Annotated in this window: 14 protein-coding genes and 1 pseudogene; 8 read left to right on the forward strand and 7 right to left on the reverse strand. The window is 68.3% G+C overall.

Annotation, left to right across the window (positions count from 1 at the left end):
* Window positions 1-106 precede the first annotated feature (106 nt).
* On the reverse strand, window positions 107-862 hold the full coding sequence (locus ACH4E8_RS22685) for an HNH endonuclease (protein WP_398450917.1): 756 nt from the start codon (window positions 860-862) through the stop codon (window positions 107-109).
* The gene (locus ACH4E8_RS22690) at window positions 859-2217 is read right to left on the reverse strand and encodes an AAA family ATPase (protein ID WP_398450919.1); all 1359 of its coding nucleotides are present in this window, start codon (window positions 2215-2217) and stop codon (window positions 859-861) included. Before ACH4E8_RS22690 ends, ACH4E8_RS22685 begins: the two co-directional genes overlap by 4 nt.
* A 444-nt stretch (window positions 2218-2661) precedes the next feature.
* On the opposite strand from ACH4E8_RS22690, the gene ACH4E8_RS22695 reads away from it, so the two are divergent.
* From ACH4E8_RS22695 to ACH4E8_RS22705, 3 genes are read left to right on the forward strand one after another with little or no spacing between them, the layout of a single operon-like run.
* Window positions 2662-5451 carry a DEAD/DEAH box helicase family protein gene (locus tag ACH4E8_RS22695; RefSeq protein ID WP_398450921.1) on the forward strand — a complete coding sequence of 930 codons (2790 nt, stop codon included), beginning with the start codon at window positions 2662-2664 and terminating at the stop codon, window positions 5449-5451.
* Window positions 5448-6971, forward strand: coding sequence for a hypothetical protein (locus ACH4E8_RS22700; RefSeq protein ID WP_398450923.1), 1524 nt, complete (start codon window positions 5448-5450; stop codon window positions 6969-6971). Before ACH4E8_RS22695 ends, ACH4E8_RS22700 begins: the two co-directional genes overlap by 4 nt.
* The gene (locus tag ACH4E8_RS22705) at window positions 6968-8530 is read left to right on the forward strand and encodes an N-6 DNA methylase (RefSeq protein ID WP_398450925.1); all 1563 of its coding nucleotides are present in this window, start codon (window positions 6968-6970) and stop codon (window positions 8528-8530) included. The genes ACH4E8_RS22700 and ACH4E8_RS22705 overlap by 4 nt, the downstream gene beginning before the upstream one ends.
* 55 nt (window positions 8531-8585) lie before the next feature.
* Here the strand turns inward: ACH4E8_RS22705 and ACH4E8_RS22710 are convergent, their stop codons facing one another.
* The 3 genes from ACH4E8_RS22710 to ACH4E8_RS22720 form a co-directional block, all read right to left on the reverse strand.
* Window positions 8586-10352 (reverse strand): tyrosine-type recombinase/integrase, encoded by a 1767-nt coding sequence (locus tag ACH4E8_RS22710; protein WP_398450927.1) that lies wholly within the window; start codon window positions 10350-10352, stop codon window positions 8586-8588.
* Window positions 10349-10645 (reverse strand): helix-turn-helix domain-containing protein, encoded by a 297-nt coding sequence (locus ACH4E8_RS22715; RefSeq protein ID WP_398450929.1) that lies wholly within the window; start codon window positions 10643-10645, stop codon window positions 10349-10351. Before ACH4E8_RS22715 ends, ACH4E8_RS22710 begins: the two co-directional genes overlap by 4 nt.
* Window positions 10646-10786: 141 nt before the next feature.
* Window positions 10787-11329, reverse strand: a complete 543-nt coding sequence (locus ACH4E8_RS22720) for a helix-turn-helix domain-containing protein (protein ID WP_398450931.1) — start codon at window positions 11327-11329, stop codon at window positions 10787-10789.
* A gap of 397 nt (window positions 11330-11726) precedes the next feature.
* Here ACH4E8_RS22720 and ACH4E8_RS22725 point away from each other — a divergent pair, with 397 nt between their 5' ends.
* Window positions 11727-13133 (forward strand): DnaB-like helicase N-terminal domain-containing protein, encoded by a 1407-nt coding sequence (locus ACH4E8_RS22725; RefSeq protein WP_398451293.1) that lies wholly within the window; start codon window positions 11727-11729, stop codon window positions 13131-13133.
* Between the two features lie 183 nt (window positions 13134-13316).
* Here the strand turns inward: ACH4E8_RS22725 and ACH4E8_RS22730 are convergent.
* Window positions 13317-14125 (reverse strand): annotated as a pseudogene (locus ACH4E8_RS22730) (IS5 family transposase).
* Window positions 14126-14422: 297 nt separating this feature from the next.
* Between ACH4E8_RS22730 and ACH4E8_RS22735 the strand changes: the two are divergent.
* A complete protein-coding gene (locus ACH4E8_RS22735; RefSeq protein WP_398450932.1) occupies window positions 14423-16564 on the forward strand; it encodes an AIPR family protein in 2142 nt (713 codons plus the stop codon).
* A gap of 511 nt (window positions 16565-17075) precedes the next feature.
* On the opposite strand, the gene ACH4E8_RS22740 is transcribed toward ACH4E8_RS22735, so the two are convergent.
* Window positions 17076-19127 carry a TerD family protein gene (locus ACH4E8_RS22740; RefSeq protein WP_398450934.1) on the reverse strand — a complete coding sequence of 684 codons (2052 nt, stop codon included), beginning with the start codon at window positions 19125-19127 and terminating at the stop codon, window positions 17076-17078.
* 378 nt (window positions 19128-19505) lie between these two features.
* Between ACH4E8_RS22740 and ACH4E8_RS22745 the strand changes: the two genes are divergently transcribed.
* The 3 genes from ACH4E8_RS22745 to ACH4E8_RS22755 all read left to right on the forward strand — a co-directional run bounded on the left by ACH4E8_RS22745 (window position 19506) and on the right by ACH4E8_RS22755 (window position 23231).
* Window positions 19506-20381 carry a DUF2797 domain-containing protein gene (locus tag ACH4E8_RS22745; RefSeq protein ID WP_398450936.1) on the forward strand — a complete coding sequence of 292 codons (876 nt, stop codon included), beginning with the start codon at window positions 19506-19508 and terminating at the stop codon, window positions 20379-20381.
* A gap of 120 nt (window positions 20382-20501) precedes the next feature.
* On the forward strand, window positions 20502-21341 hold the full coding sequence (locus ACH4E8_RS22750; protein WP_398450938.1) for a response regulator transcription factor: 840 nt from the start codon (window positions 20502-20504) through the stop codon (window positions 21339-21341).
* Window positions 21342-21599: 258 nt separating this feature from the next.
* On the forward strand, window positions 21600-23231 hold the full coding sequence (locus ACH4E8_RS22755) for an MFS transporter (RefSeq protein WP_398450940.1): 1632 nt from the start codon (window positions 21600-21602) through the stop codon (window positions 23229-23231).
* The last annotated feature ends 59 nt before the right edge of the window (window positions 23232-23290 follow it).

Genomic DNA, 23290 nt, shown 5'->3' on the forward strand with positions numbered 1-23290 from the left:
ATGTCGAAGGGCCCCACCGCAAGGTGGGGCCCTTCGACGTGCGTGGTCTCAGTTTTGGTCTCAGTTGGCGCCAGCGCCCGTCGCGGCAACGCTCCAGCCGGGCCGCTCACATCTGGAAGGTAGCCCGCAGCTCGTCATCCCGGAGGAGATCCAGGACGCCCGGTTCCTCGGCTGCGAAGATCCGGGACGCCTCCTCGGACACGGCCTTGTGCAGTGCCGCGTAACAGACGTCGGCGAACGGCTGGGTGTGCATGCGGTAGATCTTGCGGCGCATGTTCCTGACGTCGCCGACGGCCCGGGCCTGGGCCCAGCCCCGCAGATCGTCGGCCAGGTTCAGCCAGGCTTCGGCACGGACCCGTGGCCGCTTCCCCTCGTTCAGGCCGCAGACCTCGATGGTCCACTCGCCCTTCAGTGAGCCCTCGACCGGCCGATAGACGCCGCTAGCGAGCCCGAGGTCCAGGTGCTCGAAGGGGTCCTCGCGGGTCGGGTCGATGAGGAGCGAGCCGACGAGGCCGTCGCCGCGGTGCTTGTCTCCCTTGAAGCGGGTGTTGCAGGTGGAGCAGGCCAACAGCAGGTTTGGCCAGTGGAAGGTCCGCAAAGCACAGTGCGACTTGGGCACGAAGTGGTCCACTGTGTCGGCCATGTGATTGCCGCAGTACATGCAGCAGTCGATTCCCGGGGCCATGTCTTCCAGGGCTTCGCGCATCGGGCGGTACACGTCCCGGCGTACGGTCTTGCGTTCCCACATCCGCTCGGCGTGCTTGCCACGCTCAGGGACCGGGGTGCTGGCCATCTCCTGGGTCAGGGCCAGCAGGGAGGCTTCCAGCTCGGTGGGGAGCCTCGGCCGTACGATCCTGATCACGAGCCGCCGGCCTCCCGCCTCCTGGCTCGCAGGCTAGAGTCCTCGACGTAGGTCGCCTGGGAGCTGGCCAGGGTCCGGCGCAGAGTGCGGAACCGTCGCATCGTCTCCGGATCGGCGTCGCCCGACGCGATCTCATATTCCAGGTCGGCGAGCTCTTCGCGCAGCTCTTCCGCGCGACGGGAGAACGGGGACTGGAGGCCGAAGAAGTCCGAGAGCACCGCATCGTCGCCGGTGCCGTAGACGATCGTGCCGTATTCCTTCTCGTCCACGACCTCTGGCGGGGCCTGCTCATCAGGGCCTGGCAGTCGGACGAGGCCGCCAGGGTCCGCGGCCTGGCAGATGTAGGGACTGTGGGTGGTGACGATGAACTGAATTGCGGGGAAGTGAGTCTTGAACCACTCGCCGATGCGCTGCTGCCAGGAGACGTGGAGGTGTGCATCGACCTCGTCGATGAGGACGACACCCGGGTGCGGCAGGTACGGCCGACCGCTGTCGCCCCGGTGCAGTGTCAGCCCTCCGTAGGCGGCGTGCATCTGCCGGATGATGTCCAGGACCAGCGCTGTGACGGTACGCAGGCCGTCACTCATCCGCCACTGGGCGATGAGCGGCCCCTCACCGTCCGACCGCCGTAGCCACAGCCCCCGCGACGTGACCTTCTCGACGCGGAAGTCGCCCGGCAACAGATCGTCGTTGAGGAGCTCGAGCACGGACTCCAGCAGCTCTTCGGCGCCGGCCTCGCCTTCCAGTCGGCGAGTGTGCACGGAGACGAGCCAGACCACCGCTTCGGTGAGTGCCGACTGCTCCTCGAAGAGGGTGCGCATGGCCTCGGCGCGGTCCAGGTTCTGCCGGTCGCGTTCGAAGAGGCCGGTGCCGCTGAGGCGGCGGAAGGGGCCGTAGGCGGCGTGGAACCAGCCTGGTGGCGGGGAGAAGTCCCACAAGTGCCTGGACATTTGGGCGCCCGGGTCAGCGAGGAACCGGACGCGGGTCGGGGGCGCGTCCTCCGCGCTGAGCGGCTCACGGCCCGGCTCCCACACCATCGTGACCGTACGCGGACCGGGCGGAGAGGGGGCCCCGAGGTCGGCGTCCCGGTCCGCACGCAGGGACAGCTCCAGCTTTCCCAGAAACCGCCCGTAGGTGCGGTAGTCCTCGACCTCCCCGTCCAGACGGCTGGCCCGCTCCGGGCCAGCCAGGGCGAGTGCGATCGACCTCAGCAAGGTCGTCTTTCCCGAGCCGTTGTGCCCAGCGAGGACAGTCCAGCCAGCGAAGCTTCCGTCCGGACGCGTGAAGTCGAGGTCACAGGCCCGAGCGCCGTGGAAACCACGCACGCCGTCGAGCCGGAGCCTCGTCACGTACACCCGAGCGTCCTTCCTGGTCTTCGTTAGCCCGTCCCCTACTGGCCCGACGCAACTTACCGCCCACTGTACGGACGCGCACTGACAGTGACTCGCCGGAGCCAATGGCCAGATCCGGACGGTCATCGTCCACGCGCTGTCGAAAGCCCCGGACGTGCGTACGTCAACTGGTGTAATGGGTGGGGCTGGCGGGCTGTTTCAGAGCGCGGGGCAGGCACAGAGCACGTAAGAGCCGCGAGGTTACGGGGAGGGACTGTGAGCGCTTCTGGCGCGTGGGGAAACAGCGACAAGGTCGAGCAGGCTCTGCGCGACGCCGGATGGAGGGTGTGCGCCCCGCACGAGCGCGACCTGACCTCTGATCCGACGGCGGTCCGGACGGCACACCCAGCGCTCGAGGGTCTGCGGGTCTACCTCCTGCATGTTGACCGGGACCTCAGCGGCCTCGTCGTGGCGGGGATCGAAGCGGACGACCCTCACGAGATGCTCGCGGAGGCCGACCGGCTCGCCGCCCCGATCGCCGCGCAGCACCAGCGGCGCACCTGGCAGGAGCGCCCCCTCCCGTTCCGCTACGGAACCAACGGCCACGCCTGGGCCTTCCTCAACGCCCTCGACGCCGAACAGCTCGACGGCACACCCGCAGCCGACGCCCCCCAGGGCGGGGCCCGCAGCCGCTACGTCTTCGCCCCGGCCCAGCCGGCCACCCTCGCCCGCTGGAAGCGCAATGCCGTGCACCACCCTGCGACGCCCTCCCTGCGGGCCCGGCTGCGCAGACTGCCCGGCGTCCACCTGGATCCGCAGCGGCATCTGTACGACGCTCAGCGCCGGGCCATCGAGGGCCTGGAGGATTCCCTCGCCGCCGACCGTCCGCGAGCCCTCATCCAGATGGCGACCGGGGCCGGCAAGACGTACACCGTCGTCCAGGCAAGCCATCGGCTACTCAAGCACGCGGGCGCGCATCGCGTGCTGTTCCTCGTGGACCGCTACAACTTGGGCGAGCAGGCGTTCCTGGAGTACCGCAGCTTCCAGCCGGCGGAATCGAAGAAGCCGCTGCACGAGGACTTCCCCCTCAAGCACCTGTCGGGCGGGGCATCGGGCCTGGCGGACTCCGACAAGATCGTGATCACTACGGTCCAGCGGCTGTGGTGCATGCTGACTGGGCGGACGCCACCGGCACCCGGCAGCGAGGAGGCGCGAAGCTTCGAGGGCGGCGGGACGGCGGGGCTCGGCAAGCGACCGCCCAAGGTTCGCTACTCAGCTGCGCTTCCGCCCGACTACTTCGACTTCATCGTCATCGACGAGTGCCACCGCTCGATCTACGGCTCCTGGCGGCCCGTGCTTGAGTACTTCGACGCGCACATCGTGGGCCTGACCGCGACCCCGATCGGACCGACGTTCGCCTTCTTCGAGAACAACCTGGTCAGCCAGTACACGTACGAGGAAGCGGTCGCCGACAAGGTCAACGTCGACTACGACGTCTATCGGATCTCGACCCGGATCACGCGGGACGGCTCGAAGATCCCGGCCGTGACCGAGGCCCAGGCCGCCGATGGCGCCATCGAGAAGATCAACACGGTCCTGGCCCATGTGGACCGTGTCACGCGTGAGCAGCACTGGCACCAGCAGGACGAGGACGACGAGTACACGGCTACCGAGCTCAACGCCCGGGTCGAGTCCACGAGCCAGATCCGGACCGTCGTCGAGACCTTCAGGGACCGGCTGTTCACGGAGATCTTCCCGCCCGACATCGATGCCGAGACCGGTGAAATCGTGCACCAGCGGTTCGTCGTCCCAAAGACCCTGATCTTCGCGGCGACGAACCGGCACGCAGACACCATCGTCGCGGAGATCCGCAGGGCGTGGAACGCAGGTGACAAGTTCTGCCTGAAGATCAACAGCGAGACCGCGCAGCCCGCCAAGGCGATCAAGGAATTCCGCAACGCGCCGGAGACCCGAATCGCCGTCACCGTCGACATGATCGCCACCGGCACCGACATCCCCGCCCTGGAGTGCCTGGTCTTCATGCGGGACGTGCGGACCTGGTCCTACTTCGAGCAGATGAAGGGCCGGGGCGCCCGGATCATCAAGCCGGAGGACCTGCGCAGAGTCACCGAGGATGCGCTGTGCAAGGACCGGTTCGTGATCGTCGACACCGTGGGCGTGACCGAGCACACCATGGTCGACGCACGACCACTCGTACGGGACGACCTGCAGGAGCTACCCAGCTTGGAGCGACTGCTCCAGGCGTGTGCGCAAGGGGTTCCGCTGACCGTCGCCGATGCCTCTACCCTGGCCGGCCGCCTGAGCCGGCTCGGGCAGCGGCTCGACGAACAGCAGCTGGCCCAGATCGAAGGCTGTGCGGGAGGCCGCAAGCTGACCGAGCTAGTGACAGACCTGGTCCATGCCACCGATCCGGACCGGCTGGCGAAGGAGCGGGCCAGGGCTGCTGGCGAGAAGGAGACGGTGGAGAACGAAGCGCCGTCAGTGGAAGGGGCCGCCCCCACGGCCGCCGACGAGGTGGCCATCAACGCTGTGCTGGCCTGGGCTCTGCGGCCGTTCGTCGAGCGCGAGGCGCTGCGTCAGGCGCTCATCGAAGCGGCACGACGCCGCTGGATCAAGATCGACCACCTCAGCCGGGACGGCGGCGTGATCGCCGAAGGCGTGACCGACGTCATGCGAGCCGAGCGGACCGTGAAGGACTGGCGCCAGTACATGGCGAACCAGCAGGACCGGTTCGCCGCCCTGCGCATCGCCTTCAAGGAGCGGCGGTCGCTGAGCGAGGTCGAGGCGCGCATCGACGAGCTTCTCGGCAGGGTCGGTCCGCCGCACCAGCGGTGGACCGGGCAGCAGCTTTGGAAGGCGTACATCGACCTCGGCATCGCGCGGGGGAGACGACGGCGGAACGCCGGGCTGCCCGAGTTGCTCTCGGTGCTCCGGTACGAGCTGGGACTCGACGGGAGCGGCTTCCGGCCGTATCGGGATACCGTGGACCTTCGCTTCCAGGAGTGGCTCGCGCGTCAGGAGATGGCGGGAGTGACGTTCACGGAGGAGCAGCGCGGCTGGCTGAAGCGCGTCGCGAACGTGATCGCCACCTCGGCGACCGTCTCCGTGGACGCGCTGGAGCAGCATGCCCTGTGCCGGGCTGCAGGCGGCTGGAGCAGGTTCAGAGCGGTGTTCGCGGAAGGAACGCGAACACCGGACGAGCTGATCAATGAACTAGATCGGGAACTGGGTGCGTGAGTGTGGAGAGCGGTGAGGGGGGCGCGGGGGCGCTGGAGGAGCGAGAGGCGGCAGATCTGCCCTCTGGCTGGAGTTGGGCCGAACTCGACGACCTTCGGTCTGCGGACGAGCGTCCCGTCACAGACGGCCCTTTCGGGTCGAACCTTGCAACTCGGCACTACACCGAATCGGGCCCGCGAGTACTGCGTCTGCAGAACATCGGAGACGGAGTGTTCCGTGATGTCCGGACGCACATCTCGATGGAGCACTTCAAGCGCCTGACCGTGCATGAAGCACAGGCGGACGACCTCGTGATCGCGTCGCTCGGCGACGATCTACCCCGGGCCTGCATTGTGCCGGAGGACGTGGGGCCAGCGATCGTCAAGGCCGACTGCATCCGATTCCGCGCGCATCCAGAGATCTCCACCGGGTGGCTGCTCCGGTCGCTGATTGCCCCGGCGACCAAGCGGCATGCTGCCGCCAGTCTGAGGGGTATCGGGCGCGCCCGCCTCGGGCTGAACGGCATCCGATCGCTCCCGGTGCCTGTCCCGCCTGCCGCTGAGCAGCGTCGCATCGCCGACGCCCTCGATGAGCGGCTCGCGCGGCTGGACCTGATCGAGGCGCGGCTGCGGGCTGCCCATGCTCGCCTGAGCTCGCTCCGTGACGAGGTCCTTACCTCGGCTCTGCAGGTGGTTGGGGACTCCATCACATCCTTTGGGGACGTACTGAGTGAGCCGCTTACCAACGGTCGGTCCGTTCCCACGAGCGAGGACGATGACGGATTCCCCGTGCTGCGGCTAACAGCTCTGACCGGAGAGGCTGTTGACCTCACCCAATACAAGTACGGCGAATGGTCTATCAAGGATGCCCAGCCCTTCCTGGTGCGAAAAGGAGACTTCCTGGTCTGCCGGGGCAACGGATCGCTGAGCCTCGTAGGCCGCGGAGCGCTCGTGCCGACAGTGTATGAACCTGTCGCGTTTCCCGACACCATGATCCGGATTCGGACAGACTCCGAACGAGTACTGCCCCGCTACCTGCATCACGTCTGGTCGTCTCCTCTGGCGCGTAAGCAGATTGAGCGAGGGGCGCGGACCGGGACCGGCATCTACAAGGTCAATCAGAATCTGATCAGCGGGCTCCGATTGCCGTTCCCCGAGCCTGACGAGCAGGAAGAGATCGCGGACCATATTGACCAGGCCCTAGCTCGTGTAGAGGCGAGTGACCGCATGGTGACTGGCGGCCTCACCCACGCCAACGCCCTCCGCCGCACCCTCCTCGCCGAAGCCTTCACCGGCAAGCTCGTCCCCCAGGACCCGGACGACGAGCCCGCCGAGGACCTGCTCAAGCGCATCCAGGTCGAGCGCGAGGCCGCCGAAGCCGAGCGGAAAGCGGCTCGGCGGGCCGCTGCACAGGCCAGGCGGCAGAGCCAGAGCGCAGCCGAGCAGCCTGATTCCAAAGCCTCGCCCCCGCCGGCCCCCACATCTCGTACCCCCCTTCCCGAGGGCGAACAGACCACCCTCCCCCTGGAGTTCACCGAGTGAAGCCGGAAGCACGTCGTCTCGTCGATCGTCTCTGGAACTACTGCAATGTCCTGCGCGACGACGGCGTATCGAGCCTCGAATACCTGGAGCAGCTCAGCTTCCTGGTGTTCCTCAAAATGGCCGCAGAGAAGGAGGAGGCCAACAAGGACCTCCCCGCATCGCAGCGCCGCCATGTGCTCCCCGACACCGAAGAGTGGGCGGGGCGTGGCTGGACGCAGCTGCTCGATCTCTCCGGCGAGCAGCTGGAGGAGGCATACACCCAGCTCCTCACAGACCTCGGCAAGCAGGACGAGGGGCGGAATAGCGCTCTTGGCCTGATCTTCCACCGCGCCCGTAACCGAATCCAGAACGCGACCAACCTGCGCCGCCTCATCGTCGACCTGATCGACAAGGAGCCCTGGCTAGGGTCCAGCAAGGACATCAAGGGCGACGCTTACGAGGCGTTGATCGCCCGGAGCGCGGAGGACACGAAGGCGGGTGCGGGGCAGTACTTCACCCCACGGGTGCTCATCGAGTCCATCGTGCGGTGCATGCGGCCCGCACCGGAGGACACCATTACCGACCCGGCCTGCGGAACTGGTGGCTTCCTGCTCGCCGCGCACGACTACATCGTGAACACATACGGCGACGAGATGTCCGTCGAGGAGTCCGCCCGATTTGACGAGGGCGCGATCTGGGGCACCGAGCTGGTGCCAGCGACCGCACGACTCGCGGCGATGAACCTGCTCCTCCATGGCATCGGCAGGCCCGATGGCAAGCCCTTGATCCATGTCGAGGACGCGCTGGTCAAACCACCAGCCAAGAAGGCTTCGAAGGTGCTGGCCAATCCGCCCTTCGGCAAGAAGTCCTCGATCGTGATCACCCATGTCGACGGCACGGTGAGCCGCGAGGACACGTCGTACCACCGCCAGGACTTCTGGGAGACCACAACCAACAAGCAGTTCAACTTCGTCCAGCACATCGCGAGCCTGCTCACCGACAACGGAACCGCTGCGGTGATCCTCCCCGACAACGTCCTTTTCGAGGGCGGCCGGGGCGCGACCATCCGCCGTGAGCTGCTCAAGCGGTTCAACCTGCACACGATGCTGCGTCTGCCGGCCGGCATCTTCTACGCGGGCGGCGTCAAGGCCAACGTCCTCTTCTTCGACGCCGCCCCGCCCCGTCGCAGCCACGACGAGCCCCCGCACACCCAGCAGCTGTGGGTGTACGACCTGAGGACCGGCAACCGCTTCACACTGAAGCAGAACCCGTTGCTCCCCGGGCATCTGGAGGACTTCGAGAAACGGGTCTTCGGAGTCGGCGAATGCGAGGAGACCGCCGAGGCGATCGCCCGCCGGGAGCCCGAGGGCCGCCTGCAGGTCTTCGACGGTGCCGAGCTCGCCGCCACGAAGGACGTCAATCTCGACATCGGCCTTATCGAGCCAGATGGCGAGGACGCCATGGAGGCCAAGTCCCTATCCGAGCTGACGCTCGCGCTCTCCGTGGACCTACGCGGAGCGCTGGCTGAGCTGGAGCGCCTGGCAGCTGACTTGGGCGTGAAGCTGCCACCGTCGGCGTGACGCTGCGGAGGAGCCCTGTCCGAGACCAGTCAGGGCTCGTCCGCTCATCGTCCGGCTACCACTCGTCGATGTCGCCGTACTTCCCCGGGTTCCGGGCTCGGTCCACGGCCTGTGCGCAAGCCTCGGCGAAAGCCGCCTCTACGGCCGCCTTGTCCGTCCCACGCACCTGGGCCTCGACCTCCTGGCCCGTGCCGGGCCGTCGGGCCGTGCGCCAGGCCGAGGCACGGTCGGTGTAGCGGTCGGTCTCGAAGTCCCAAGCCGGCACCGACCACTGCTCCGGGCCCCCGGTCGCTGCTCGTTCGCCGCCAGGAAGGAACAGGGCTCGGGCGTGGAAGACCACGGCCCGCTCCGGCACCCGGTCGCGAATGGCGCTCGCGCCACCAGGACCCTGCTGTTCCCAGCGCCAGCGGTCCCATTCCTCGACCTCGGCGGTGTGGTCGGGCCAGTCCTCGCTCCACCGGGCGACGACCTCGTCGGCGTGCTCGCGGTGGAGGAAGGGCACACGTCGCTCGCCAAGGCGGGCGACATGGACCATCAGCTCGGCGGGGACCGGACTCTGGCCAGCGTCCGGCGCGGCGCCTTCCGCCGCTTGGCCCGTGCCCCACAGGAGGCCGCCGACCTTGGCGGCGGTGTCCTTGAGGACGCGGCTGGTCAGGTGCTGGTAGCGGCGGCGCATCCGGGCAGACTTGCCGGGTTCCCAGCCCATGATGGCGTCGACGACCGCGTCGGAGACGCCGAGGATGAGCAGGACGGTCGCTGCGGTGTGTCGGGCGTCGTGGAGGCGGGCATCGCGGACGCCGGCGGCCTTCAGCAGTTCCTTCCACTTGTGGTAGTCCGTGTTGGGGTTCAGGGGCTCGCCTGAGGGCGAGGTGAACACGTATCCCTTCTCCGTCCACAGGTCACGGGCCCTCGCTCGCTCGCGCCCCTGCACTTCGCGGTGCTGGCGCAGGAGCTGGAGCAACTCGTCAGGGGCGCCTATGGGGCGCTGGCCTGCTCGGGACTTGGCGTTCTTCGTCTCGCGCCGGGTGTTGATCTTCTGGGGGCAGAAGCCGGGCTTCCGGCCGCAGCGGTCGCCGCAGCCGTGCTTGTAGCGGGGCCGCAGCCGGCCACGCCGTACGCGGATGACGCCGAGGTCGAAGTCAACGTCGTCCCACTGCATACCGAGGACCTCGCCCTGGCGCAGGCCCAGAGCGAGCGCGATGACCCAGCGGGCGGTGTTGCGGTGCTTGCCCACCTCGGCAAGAAGGCTCTGGACCTCCTCGACCGTGTACGGCTCGACCTCCTCCTCTTCAACCTTGGGAGCCTTGGCGATGGAGGCCGGGTTCGAGGTGAGGTGCTGGCGGCGCACGGCCTCGTTCAGCGCCGTGCGGATCGTGCGGTGGGCCTGGTGGGCTGTACCGGCGGCGCTTCCGTTGTCCTGCATCTTCTTGTAGAAGCGCTCCAGGTGTTCGGGGTCGAGCTTCTGCAGGCGGTGGGCACCCAAGCCGGGGATGAGGTGGTGGTAGACGGCGACGCGGTAGCCGTCGATCGTGTTCTCCGAGACGTGTGCGGCAGCGATGTTCTCGACCCAGTGGGTGAGCCACGTCTTCACTGTCCACGACTGCCCGACCTTCCGGACGGCGCCCTTATCGCGCTGGCGCTCCAGCTCGCGGACGACCTTGGTGACCTCAGGGCGGCTCTTGCGGCTGACGTGGCGTCGGTCCGGGATGCCGTCGTCTTTGACGCCGACGGTGACGCGGCCGTGCCAGCGGCCGTCTTTGCCGAGGTAGATGGTCGAGGCGCCGTTGGGCTGGCGGGACTTGACGGTACGGGAGTCGGTCACGCGGCTGTCCCGAAGTCCGACGCGCCGAGCTGGCGAGTCAGGAAGTCGTTCACCGCCTCTGCTGGGATGCGCCGGAGACTGCCGATCTTCACGGAGGCGATCTCGCCGGTGGAGACGTACTCATACAGCTTGGTGCGGCCGATGCCCAGGCGGCGGGCGGCCTCCTCGACCGTGAGCGCGACGAGCGTGGCGTCACCGGCGGGTCGGCGCTCGGCCACGAGGGTGCGCAGGGCGTCCTCGGGGACGTCCAGGAGGCGGGCTATCTGGGCAAGCGGAAGACCGTTTTCGGGCAAGGGGAAGTCCTTCTCTGGCCGAGCGTGGGACGGCGAATCCCGTGCTGGCCGCGATCGTTCAGGGATGGGCGGTGTGCGGTGGGACGTACGCGGCGAGGGCCAGCCCCCTGCTGTTCGTAGCAACAAGGGACGGCGGGCCGGTCAGCCCTTCGAGGTGATGTCGTTGGCGTGTTCGCCGAGGTAGCTGATCAGCTTCGTCGGCGGGAAGTGGCGGTGGAACTCTCCGTTGGAGGCGACCGCGAGCTCGTGCGTCAGGAATCCCTTGACCAGGTCTTCCTGGTTCGGGTTGGCGTCGGTGTACTCCTGTAGCTGCCCCTGGATCCGGCGCATCTCCTTGCGGGCCGCGAGGTGCTGCTTGTAGTTGCCGATGTACTCGGCGATGAGTCTGCGGACGTGCGCGTTGGCGATCTGGCCGGGAGGGCTGGTCAGCTCGTCCATGTCGAGGTCGAAGACCTTGCAGAAGCCGATGGCCTCGTCGAGGTTGACGCGGCGTCTCGGCTTGCCGCTCTCGATGCGCCAGATCGCGGCCTGGTTGACGGGGTGGCCGGCGTCGGCCATCCGCTCGGAGAGCGTGACCGTGCTCCAGCCGCGGGCTTCGCGTTCGAGCTTGATCCGCTGGGCTACGTAGTCCTCGGGCAACGGCCGGTCCGGGCCGGCGCGGGCCGCCCCTTCCTCGCTGCTCATCTCTCCACCTCCTCCGCCAGGCCCAGGGGACACCCGGGGCGATGATCCAAGGAAACACCATTGCGGGGCCGAATGCAACCATTGCGCTACCGAAAACGTCAGGTAGTGTGGGTCGTCCACCCCCGCACGGGGGCGGACGCAAAAAGCCCCCGGTGCTACGAACACCGGGGGCCAAGCTCGAACCCTCGTAACCGCCCATCCCTGAACGATCGACCTGCATGACCTGGGATTCGCCGTCCCATGCGGCCCGCAAGTGAGGAGCTCAGTGCCCAGTATGGACGAACCCCGTCCTGCCGCGCCACACGACGACACCCGCAACCTCCCTCGCCCGTTCGACGACTTCACCGCCGTGCCGCCGCACGACGCGGACGCCGAAGCCGCCGTCCTGGGCGCGTGCATGCACGACTCCGCCGTGGTCGACGCCGTACGAAACCTGCTCGACGGGCCAGACTTTTACCGACCGGCGCATGAGACCGTCTGGCGGACGGTCCTCGCCCTGCGCAGCGAGGACAAGCCCACCGACCCGATCATGCTCTGCGACCGGCTGCGCGAGCAGGACGACCTGGAGCGGGTCGGCGGCGCCTCCTACGTGCACCGGCTCGCCTCCGCCACGCCCTCGGTCAGCGGCGCCACCCACTACGCGGGGATCGTGCGCCGCATGTCCGACCTGCGGCGCCTGCGCGCCTCCGGCCTGCGCACAATGCAGCGATCCATGGAGCCCGGAGCGGACCCCGATGCCATCCGCAGCGAGGTCGAGACCGAGGCACGGGCCGAACGCGAGCGCGCCCTGGCCTCCGGGCAGGGACGACTCTCGCGGTTCATCACCGACGGGTGGTCGTTCGTCAAAGAGAGCGGCGCGGACGCCGAGCCCCTGTGGGGCACCCGAGAGAAGACCGTCTGGGCACCCGGCGAGAGCCTGATGATCGTCGGCGCTCCAGGCGTCGGCAAGACCACCCTGGCCCATCAGGTGATCTTCGCCCGCATCGGCCTCACGGAGACCGTCCTGGAGATGCCCGTCGCCCCGAGAAGGCGGGTGCTCTACCTGGCGATGGACCGCCCCAAGCAGATCGCCAAGGCCATGGCCCGCCGCGTCTTCCCCACCGACGAGAAGATCCTGCGCGAGCGGCTCGTGGTCTGGGAGGGACCGCTGCCCGCCACGCTCGACAAGGAACCCGACCTTCTCGCCGACCTCGCCGCCGCCCACCAGGCCGACACCATCGTGATCGACAGCCTCAAGGACGCCGTCAGCACGATGGTCGACGACAGCCTCGCCGTCGCCTTCCACAACGCCCGCATGCGCGCCCTGCGCAACGGCGTGGAGATCATGGAGCTCCACCACCAGCGCAAGGCCACCGCCGACGCACCGCGCGGCCAGCGTCCCAGCCTGGACCAGGTCTACGGCTCCACCTGGATCACCGCCGGCGCGGGCAGCGTCCTGTTCGTCACCGGCCGGGCGGGGGACCCCGCCGTCACTCTGCACCACCTCAAGACCCCCACCGGCGAGGTCGGCCCCCTGGACGTCACGCACGACCACGTGCGCGGCACCACGACCGTCGACCCCACCAAGGACCCCGCCATCCTGCTGCGCAACACCCCCAACGGGCTGCGCGCACGCGAGTTGGCGACCATCCTCATCGGCGGGGGCGACCCCGAACGCGCCGACGTCGAGAAGGCCCGGCGTCACCTCAGCCGCCTCGTCGACAGCGGCCTGGCCACCAAGGCCGACGGCATCGCCGGAGGAGCAGGAGGCGGCCAGCAGGCCCGCTACTACGCCTCCGCCCGCCACCTCACCGCCGTCGACTGAGCCCCGCCCCGACGCTCGAAAGCGATCACGCGACCGTCCACGCGGCCCCCGCGCCCGCACACCGCCGCGTACCGCTCACAGCGCACACGCTCACCGCAAAACCGCAGGTAGGGCGATCACACGAGCGTCCACGCCGTACACGCACCCAAGCGATCACGCGCGGGGCCCCCTTTAGACACCGTTTCAGTTGGTGAGTCTGCGGTGGCAGATGAGGGCTGCGGCTATGCCGACGAACGCGAGGAAGTGTTCGGGCTTGCGTTCATAGCGGCGGTGCAGGCGTCGGCAGCCGGCCAGCCACGAAACGGTGCGCTCGACCACCCAGCGGTGGCGGCCAAGCCGTGTGGAGGACTCGATTCCCTTGCGGGCGATCCGGTGGCGGATGCCTCTGCCGCGAAGCCATCGGCGCAGGTGGGCGTAGTCGTATCCCTTGTCCCCGTGCAGCTTCGCGGGTCGTCGGCGGCGCGGTCCGCGGCGGGAGCGGATGGGCGGGATCCCCCGCACGAGGGGCTCCAGGCCGAGGCTGTCGTGCATGTTGGCGCCGGAGATCCCCAGCGAAAGCGGGAGTCCGTTCCGGTCCGTGATGAGGTGGATTTTCGATCCGTTCTTGCCACGGTCGGTCGGATTCGGTCCGGTCAGTGGCCCCCTTTTGCGGCCCTCACACTCACGGAGTCGATCGCGCACCGCGACCAGTCCAGTTCCCCGCGGGCGCCGAGTTCGTCGAGGATGACCCGGTGGAGCCGGGCCCAGACCCTCTCCCGGCTCCACTGCGCGAAGCGGCGGTACACCGTCTGCCAGCACGGCCCGAACACCGGCGGCAACTACCGCCAGGTGCAACCGGAGGTAGCCACGAAGATGATCGCGGCCAGAGCCTCACGATCACCCGCTCTCCGCTTGCCCCCGCCCTGCGGACGCTTGATCTCCGTCGGCGGCACCACCCGCCGGAACAACACCCACAACTCATCCGGCACCAAACGCACAACCAGATCCGTCATACACAGTTCAACGAACGATCAAGCCAACAGAAACGCTGTCTTAGGCGACAGGCAGGCTACCCCGATGCTCATCGGTCAAGTCCTGACTGGCCTACGTGAGCTGTAGTTGTGCCGATCAACCGTGGCATCGCGTAACAATGCCTTGGCTCGGCCCCATGAACCTGCTGCCGACCGCCACGAGCACCGACGTTGTCGAAGCCTTGCGACACTGAGCGCCTCACGCTTCACCCACACGCTCTGCATCACCTGGGTACGCTGGGCGGTCAGAGCGAGACCAGAGGGGTAGCGGGGTCGAGGATGGGGAAGACGCAGGGCATGCCGCTGGAAGTGCGGCAGGTTCGTGAGGCCCTACTGAGGGAGTTCACTGACCGAATTTCCATGGATGACTTCGAGAAGAAGGATCCTACTGAGCGTGTGACCGCCCTTCTATCTCGGGCTTTGTCGGCGAGAGCAGCTCGCATTCTGACCGACTGCTCCTCAGACGAGGCAGCCACCGGGGTGATCGACGGCAGGGATGACTTCGGAATCGACTCTGTGGCCTTCTCCGCTTCCGGAACCGAACTATGGCTAATCCAAGCCAAATGGAAGAACTCGGGGACAGCGGGATTCGATACCGAGGCGGCACTTAAGCTCATCCACGGCCTAAAGAAACTCGATAACCGGGATTTCGATCACTTCAACGAGCGCCTACGATTGCTCGGGGATCGAGTACATGGCGTTCTCAAACTTCCCACCTGCAAGGTTCATCTAGTCGTTGCCCTCATGGGAGACGGTCGAATTTCACCCGAGACGCGCAACATTCTGGATGAGGCAGCCCGTGAATTTGGCGGCCTCGGCCGCACCGTTGAATACCGAGTGGTGGACCAGGTTGATTTTCACCGCGCCATTCGGGACGATCTGCAGCCAGAGCCCATCACCCTGACGGCGAAGATGACCGAGGGCTGGCACGACCGCGAGACCCCTTATCAGGCCATCGTTGGTGAGGTTTGCGCCGCAGAGCTTGCCCAGTGGTATGCAGTCAACGGCGAGCGCCTCTACGACCGCAACGTCCGCAAGTCGCTGGGGCTCACGGGCGTTAATAAGACTTTGGTCGACAGCATGTTGGAGGACCCGGACGGCTTCCTCTACCGCCACAACGGCATCACGGTGCAGTGCGACACCATCGAACGAGAGTTCTTCGCAAAGCGTGCGACTGGCGCGCCGATCTCCCTGACTCTCCGCAACGCGAGCGTCGTGAACGGGGCACAGACCGTCACCTCAGCTAACCGAGCCTTTGAAAAGGATCCGGACGCGGTAGCCGACGCCTACGTCTCCGTGCGGATCGTCTCGATGCAGGGGACGCCTGAGGGATTCGCACAAAGTATCACCAAGGCCACCAACACGCAGAACCATATGGAGCGTCGGGACTTCATTGCCATCGACCCGGTACAGAGTGAGATCCAGAAGGACTTCAAGCTATCACTCGACAAGGAATATGTATTCCGACGCGGAGAAATGGATCCGGCTCCCGATTCTGGTTGCTCAGTCACCGAAGCGGCCACCGCTCTCGCATGTGCATATCGGGATCCAACCTTCGCAGTCCGAGTCAAGGGATCCACTGAGGCACTGTGGAAGGAAGGCGCTGACGGCGCCTATACTCGCCTATTTGGTCAACAGGCGAGCGCGTACCAGATTTGGCGTTCTGTACAGGTCCTGCGAGCAATCCGAGACGAGCTCACGAAGATCCGTTCAGAACTGTCGGGGAGGGCGGCTTCTATCGCGGATAGTGGGGCTCTCTTGGCTGCCCATATCGTGTTTCAGCGAGTCGACAGCGAAGCCTTGCAGGAGCCCGACAGCAATTGGGAAGCTCTTCTGCAAGATGTTCCCCGCCAAGTGCGACATGTCCTGGCCAGTCTGATCGACATGGTTGACAAGCTCTTCACCAACAAGAGCTACATCACCAGCACTTTCGCCAGCGAGGAGAAATCCAGGCAGCTGGTCCAGGCAGTCTTGCTGACGCTCGACGCCGGTAGTGATTCCCCTGATCTCTCGGCGTTCGTGACAGCAGCGAGCAAGAAGCGTGCGAAGCGTCCTCCGACGATTCACCTCCTCGTAGACCACGATCTCATCTCTGACGGCACCCCGCTTGTCTACGCACCCAGTGACACCGAAGAGCGGGCCATCGGCTCCTGGCTCGACCAGGATCCGCGCCGACGCCGGGGTACCTGGGTCAACGACCGTAAGGGGCCAATCCTCTGGGAGGCGGATGGCCGTCGCTACTCGCCGAGTGGACTGGTGAACCACATCTGGCAGCAGGCCGAATGGCGGGAACAGTGGAGTGCTGTCCAAGGCCCCAAGCAGTGGCGGGTTCCTGAGGAGGGGACGCTGGTAGAGATTGCGGAACGACTGTGGCGGCGGCTGGACACGGAACAGGAGCCGGACGAAGACGAACAACCCTAGTCGGAGCGCCCACAGTCGAGACTGAGCGCTCAGGCCCAGACATTCTTGACTGCGAAGCAGAGATTGTTTCTTCCTCAGCTCGGTCTACGCCCCTGCATCCGCAGACCGAGGAGAGGCAGGCCCCTGATCACGGCCGTCCACCCCAACGTCTACGACGTCCACAGGCGCAGAGGGCCTGGCACACAATCAGCAGGGTGAACCCTATCCCTCAATGTGCTCCCATCCCGGTCTCAGTTCTGGTCTCATTCGCCCCCGTCCGGGCCCGTCCGGGCAGTGCTGCCCCGAACGCTCCGTACCAGGTCAGGACAGGTACGGCTCCCACCAGACGGGCGTGCGAACATTTGGAAAGCGTGTTGGGGGCAACCCCTCACGAGTTCGAATCTCGTATCCTCCGCCAGTGCCTCACCGGGCACGATGTCGAAGGGCCCCACCGTCCGCGGTGGGGCCCTTCGACGTTGCCGGCCGCGGCGCCCCGCGCACTTCCCTGTGCGCGGGACTTCGCCGACGTGACCTAGGGCCGGGAGCGGCGAGAAGTGTGGCGGTCGAAGGTGTGCAGGTGGGCGACGACGCTTCCGTAGAAGCGGTCGATCGCGCCGTCGACGCTGCGGATGAAGCCGGATTCCGTGGTGCCCCGGGTGCCGCCCATGCCCTTGAAGAGGGAGAGGCGGAATCCGGTGATCGCGGCTCCGTCGCGGGGGAGCAGGTCGCCGGGTTCGGGGCGCAGGCGTTCCAGCGTGCCCCGGGGGCCGTTGCCGGTGTCGACCAGGGTCTCCACGTGGAGGTCCGCCGGGGCCTCGGTCAGGGAGCGGATGAGGCGCTTGGCGGAGGTGAGGGGGTAGCCCCCTTCGGGGACGGGGATGTCGACGGAGGTGCGCAGCTTCGAGGTGCGCAGGTCGGCGGTGATCGTGAAGACGCCCGGCGTGCCGTCGATGCGCAGCTCCGAGGAGAGGCGGCCTTCTGTGCACAGCCGGTCGGCGATCGCGACCCGTCGGGACGTCGGGTCGGTGCCGCGGCTGACGCGCTGCACGGGCAGGGCCTTCTGGCCGAGTTCCCCGCCCAGCCGGAGACAGATCTGGCGGATGAGCTGTTCCCAGCTCTCCACCACCTGGACGGCGCGCGGGTCCCCTTGGGTGAGGGTCTCCGCCTCGATGCCGTTGCGGACCGGTACCCATGCCGGGCCCATGTTCTGGAAGCCGTGGCAGCCGGAGTTCTCGTGCTGGAGGTAGTGCAGCAGTTCGTGCAGCAGCCAGGCGTGCGCGGCGTTGCCGACGCCCTCGTGGCGGATCAGCATCTGCGCCTGGTGCGCGACCTCCGCCCAGGACAGGTGCCAGAGCGTGACCTTGTGCTTGCGGCGGCCGTCGATCTTGACGTCGACCAGCGGACGGCCGTCCAGGGCCACGTCGTTCGACAGGGTGATCACGGCCTCGTAGCCGCGGCGGGCCGCGATGTCCATGTAGTCCTGGACCTGTTCGGCCTTGAGCGGATTGCCGTTGGTCTTCGTCTCGACGAGGGCCGTCCAGAGCTTGCCGGCGCGTTCGACCCGGATCACCCCGTCCGGGCGCCTCGGGCTGTCGCCGTGGGGCAGCGAGACTTCCGTGAAGGTCTCCATGCGACCCGCGGGGGCACCGAACGCCGCGGTGAGGCGGCGCCCGAACTCCGGCACCTGGGCCATCACGGAGAGGAGTACGGACGTGGCCCGCAACTCCCGCTCCTTGTCGCTCCGGAGGGTCGGCACGGGGAAGAGGCGGGCGGGCTTCCACGAGTCGTTCTCGGCGAGGGACTTCTTGGCCACCTTGGGGAGCGTGACCTTCTTCTTGACCGTCCGCGTGCCGCGGGCGCGCGGCGTCGGGGCCTTCTGCGGTGCCGGTTCGGCATCCGCGGTCCGCTCGGCACGAGGCGTCAGGTCCTCGGCCGCGGCAGTCGGCGGTGCCGGTGCCGGTGCCACCGGGGTCGGGGCCGAAGCCGCCGTCTCGGTGGCCTCGTCCTCCCCCGCCCCGTCGACCTCCCCGTCGATCTCCTCGTCGGTCCCGTCGTCGATCTCGATGCCGAAGTCGGTCGCGAGCCCCGCCAGTCCGCTCTCGTACCCCTGTCCCACGGCCCGGAACTTCCACTCCTCGCCCCGTCGGTACAGCTCGCCGAAGACGAAGGCCGTCTCCACGCCGGCGTCGTCGATCGAGAAGCCGAGCAGCACTTCGTTCGCCCGGTCGGCGAGGGTGAGACGGATGTCGTGGAGGTCGCCGAAGCGGGCGCCCTCGTACCGGCTGGCGGCGACGACGATGCGGGAGACGTCCGGCGGCACCGCGGTCAGGTCGAGGCTGATGCGGTCCTCGCTGCCGCTGTCCGTCGGCGTCTTGCCGAGGAGTTGGACGCTGCCGTCGACCGCGGCCGGGTGGTTGTAGAAGTAGAAGTCGGACTCGCTGCGGACCTTGCCGCCGTCGTCGAGGAGGAGGACCGACACGTCCGCGTCGCCGTCCCCCTCCGCACTGCTCCAGCTCAGCCCCACGATGACGCCACCGCTGTCCTCGCTCAGCTCCGCCAGGCTGACGTTGGCACCTTTGATCATCTCTTGCACGTGACCCCCCGGGCACACGGGCCGCAGCATGCACTCCCCAGGCAGCCGCGGCCGTCTCGTTCTGTCATGCGGCACCTACTGAGTGCGCATGCCTGAACCTAGCGCAACCGTGCGGTTACCAGGAGCTGGATTCGTTGAATGGTCGACTGAGTGCGCTCGCGGCAGGCGCCCGCAGCATCAACCCCGCACCTCCCGAATCAGCCAGCGGAAGCCGCGTCTTGGCGAGCCCGGACGGAGAAGACGCAGGTGTACAGGGGTGGGAGTGCGGCTGGAATGGGGTGGTGTCAGGGGCGTGGGGTGGTGGGCTGCTGTACCCTCCGCGTTTTGGTCTGAGGTGCGAGGGGCGTGGGCCCGGAGGTGGGGTTGGGTATGTCGTGGCGGTGCACCGGACTCGCGTGGCCGCAGGGGGCGCAGATGGCGGTGTTGGGTTGGGAGGGCGGTCGGGTCAGTCCGTTGACGGCCGGGAAGCAGTTGGGGTTGCGGGCCGAGGGCGAGCGCCGGTGCGTGGGGGCCCGGGGGAACGCGTGTCCGCTGGGCGCCTCGGTGCCGGGGCGGACGACCCGGGCGCGCTGTGCCGAGTGCGCGCGGCTGGATCGGGCGCACTCGGTGGCCGCGGACGGGGTGCCGGACGATCCGCGGACGTACCGGGTGTATCTGGCCTGGTTCGGGCCCGGCATGGTGAAGGTGGGGATCACGGCCGAGGAGCGCGGTTCGGCGCGGCTGTTGGAGCAGGGTGCGGTGGTCTTCAGCTGGCTGGGGCGCGGACCGCTGATGGCCGCGCGGCGGACGGAGGAGTTGCTGCGGGCCGCGCTCGGGGTGCCGGACCGGATTCCGTACGCCGACAAGCGGACGGTGCGCGCGGCGCTGCCCGCCCGGGCCGTCGACCGCGCCGGCGAGGTCGAGGAGTTGCACCGGCGGGCGCTTGAGGCCGGCGAGTGGACGCAGACGCTGGAGCCGTTGGCGTACGAAGCCGTGGACCACGTCGCGGCGTTCGGCCTGGAGCGGTTGCCGGGCGCCGGGGCCGTGGTGCGCGAGTTGGTCGACGGCGGGGCGGTGGCCGGCACGCTGCTGGCCGTCGCCGGGCCCGACCTCCACCTCGCCGACGCGCAGGAACGGCACGTCGTCCTGGACAGCCGGCTGTTGGTGGGGTGGTCCCTCGTGGGCGCCGAGCCGACGGCCGGGGTCTCCGTGCCCGTCGTCGACGTGCGGGAAGGCGACGACGGCGTACAGGAAGGGCTGTTCTGACCTCACCGGCAGGCGTGGTGTCCGGAACGACCTGTTGGGCCGGCGCGCCGCTGCGCTTTCTCAGGCAATTCACATCCAGCGGCAAGGTCCTTTTGAGGCGCGCTCCTTAGCGTCGCCGCCATGACGCTGACGCCGACGACGCGACCGACGACGCCACTCACGGACAAAGGCCCGGGGCGACAGCCCGATCCCACGCCGTCCGCCCTGGTCAGAGCCGACGGCAGCGCGGTGCGCGTGCTGGTCGTCGAGGACGAGCAGGCGGTCACGGAGCTGCTGTCGATGGTGCTGCGCTACGAGGGCGGGGAGGTGCGCAGCGCCGACGACGGCGCCGGCGCGGTGCGCTGCGCCCGCGAGTTCGAGCCCGACGTCGTGGTGTTGGACGCCACGCTGCCGGACATGGACGGGCACGCGGTCCTGAAGGAGCTGCGGCGCGAGCTGCCGAACGTGCCGGTGCTGTTCCTCGCGGCGCGCGACGCGGCCACCGCGCGGATCGCCGGGCTGACGGCCGGCGGGGACGACGTGGTCACCAAGCCGTTCTCGTTGGAGGACGTGGCGGCGCGGCTGCGGGGGCTGATCCGCCGTACGAACCTGCGCACCGGACTGCGCACCGCGGCCCGTGCGGGGCTTGACGCGGCCGGCGCGGCAGCCGCCCGCAGCGACAGCGTCCTGACCGTCGGCGACCTGGTGTTGGACGAGGACAGCCGAGAGGTGTGGCGCGCGGACGAGCCGATCCATCTGACGGGGACCGAGTTCGAGCTGCTGCGCTATCTGATGCGCAATCCGCGCCGGGTGCTCAGCAAGGCGCAGATCCTGGACCGGGTGTGGTCGTACGACTTCGGCGGCCAGGCGAACGTGGTCGAGCTGTACGTGTCGTACCTGCGGAAGAAGATCCACGCGGGGCGGACGCCGATGATCCACACCCGGCGCGGCGCCGGCTACCTCATCAAGCCCGGCGAATAGCCCGCGCGCCCCACAGACGCCCGACCGCGCGCCCGACCCGCGCACGCCTCCCGCGCACGCCTCCCGCGCACGCCCCTGACTGTTCGCCAGGGCCCTCCACCGGGCCGAGCGAAACCGCGCAGAGCCCGCGCCAGAGTCACGCCAGACCCGCGCCAGGAGCCGCGCCGAAGCATTGCCGAAAAGCAGTTGTACAGCGTATAGCGATGCCTTGTACGGTGTACGGGAACCCATCCCCGTACACCGTACAAGGAGGTGCCCGTGGCAGCGCCCTCCACCGACGCCGCACCCGGCACGCCCCCGCTCGCCCCCACCGGCGGGCATCCCCAGCGCTGGCTGATCCTCAGCGTCATCTGCCTCGCCCAGCTCGTCGTGCTGCTCGACAACACCGTGCTGAACGTGGCGATCCCGTCCCTCACCCGTGAGTTGGACGCCTCCACCTCCGACATCCAGTGGATGATCAACGCGTACGCGCTGGTCCAGTCCGGCCTGTTGCTCACCGCGGGCAACGCCGCCGACCGCTACGGCCGCAAGAAGCTGCTCCTCACCGGGCTCGCGATCTTCGGCATCGGCTCGCTCGCCGCCGGGCTCTCCCAGACGTCCGCCCAGCTCATCGCCGCCCGCGCCGGCATGGGCGTCGGCGGTGCGCTGCTGCTCACCACCACCCTCGCCGTCATCGTCCAGATCTTCTCCGACACCGAGCGCGTCAAGGCGATCGCGATCTGGTCCACCGTCAGCTCCCTCGGCTTCGCGCTGGGGCCGCTGCTCGGCGGCGTGATGCTGGACCACTTCTGGTGGGGCGCGATCTTCCTGATCAACCTGCCGGTGGCGGCGCTCGGCCTGTTCGCGGTCGCCACGCTCGTCCCGGAGTCCAAGAGCAGGCAGGGCGAACGGCCCGACCTGCTCGGCGCCCTGCTGTCCACGATCGGCATGACCTCGGTGGTCTTCGCGATCATCTCCGGGCCCGAGCACGGCTGGACCTCCGGCCGGGTGCTGGTCTCGGCGGTGGTCGGCGTGCTCGTCCTCGTCGGCTTCGCGCTGTGGGAGCTGAAGATCCCGTACCCGATGCTCGACATGCACTTCTTCCAGAACCGCAAGTTCGTCGGGGCCGTCGCCGGCACGGTCCTCGTCGCCTTCGGCATGACCGGGTCGCTCTACCTGCTGACCCAGCACCTCCAGTTCGTGCTGGGGTACGAGCCGCTCGACGCGGGGCTGCGCACCGCACCGATGGCGCTGATGGTCGTCCTGCTGAACCTTTCCGGGCTCGGCCCGCGGGTGCTGCTGAAGATCGGCACCCCGCTGACCATCGCCGCCGGCATGACGCTCACCTCGGCCGGCCTCGCCGCGATCGCGCTGATGAGCAGCGACGGATACGGCGGCATGCTCCTCGGGCTGGTCATCATGGGCGCGGGCGTCGCGCTCTGCATGCCGGCGATGGCCAACGCGATCATGAGCGCCATTCCGCCGGAGAAGGCGGGCGTGGGCGGCGGGATCAACGGCACGCTCGCGGAGTTCGGCAACGGCCTCGGCGTCGCCGTGCTCGGCGCGGTGCTGAACGCCCGCTTCGCCGCGCTCGTGCCGGCCGCCGTCGGCGCCGCGTCGCTGCCGGCCGCACTCGCCGCGGCCAGCGGCCCCGAGGAGCGGGCGGCGATCTCCGACGCCTTCGCCTCCGGGCTGGAGACCAGCCAGCTCGTGGGCGCGGTCGCCGTGCTGGCGGGCGGACTGGTGGCCGCCGTGATGCTGTGGCGGGCGGAGCAGGCGAACAAGGCCGACGGGACGGGCAAGGACGACGGCACCGGTACGGCCGACGGCGCGGGTGAGGCGGGAACGGACGAGGCCGACCGGACGGGCAAGCCGGACGGCGCCGTCCCGGAGACACCGGCCTCGGCATAGCATCGACACCGTGACACGTGAGTGCTGAAGTGACCCGGTGGCCGCCGCGGACGACGCGA

Source organism: Streptomyces sp. NPDC017979 (assembly GCF_044328175.1).
Lineage (GTDB): Bacteria > Actinomycetota > Actinomycetes > Streptomycetales > Streptomycetaceae > Streptomyces.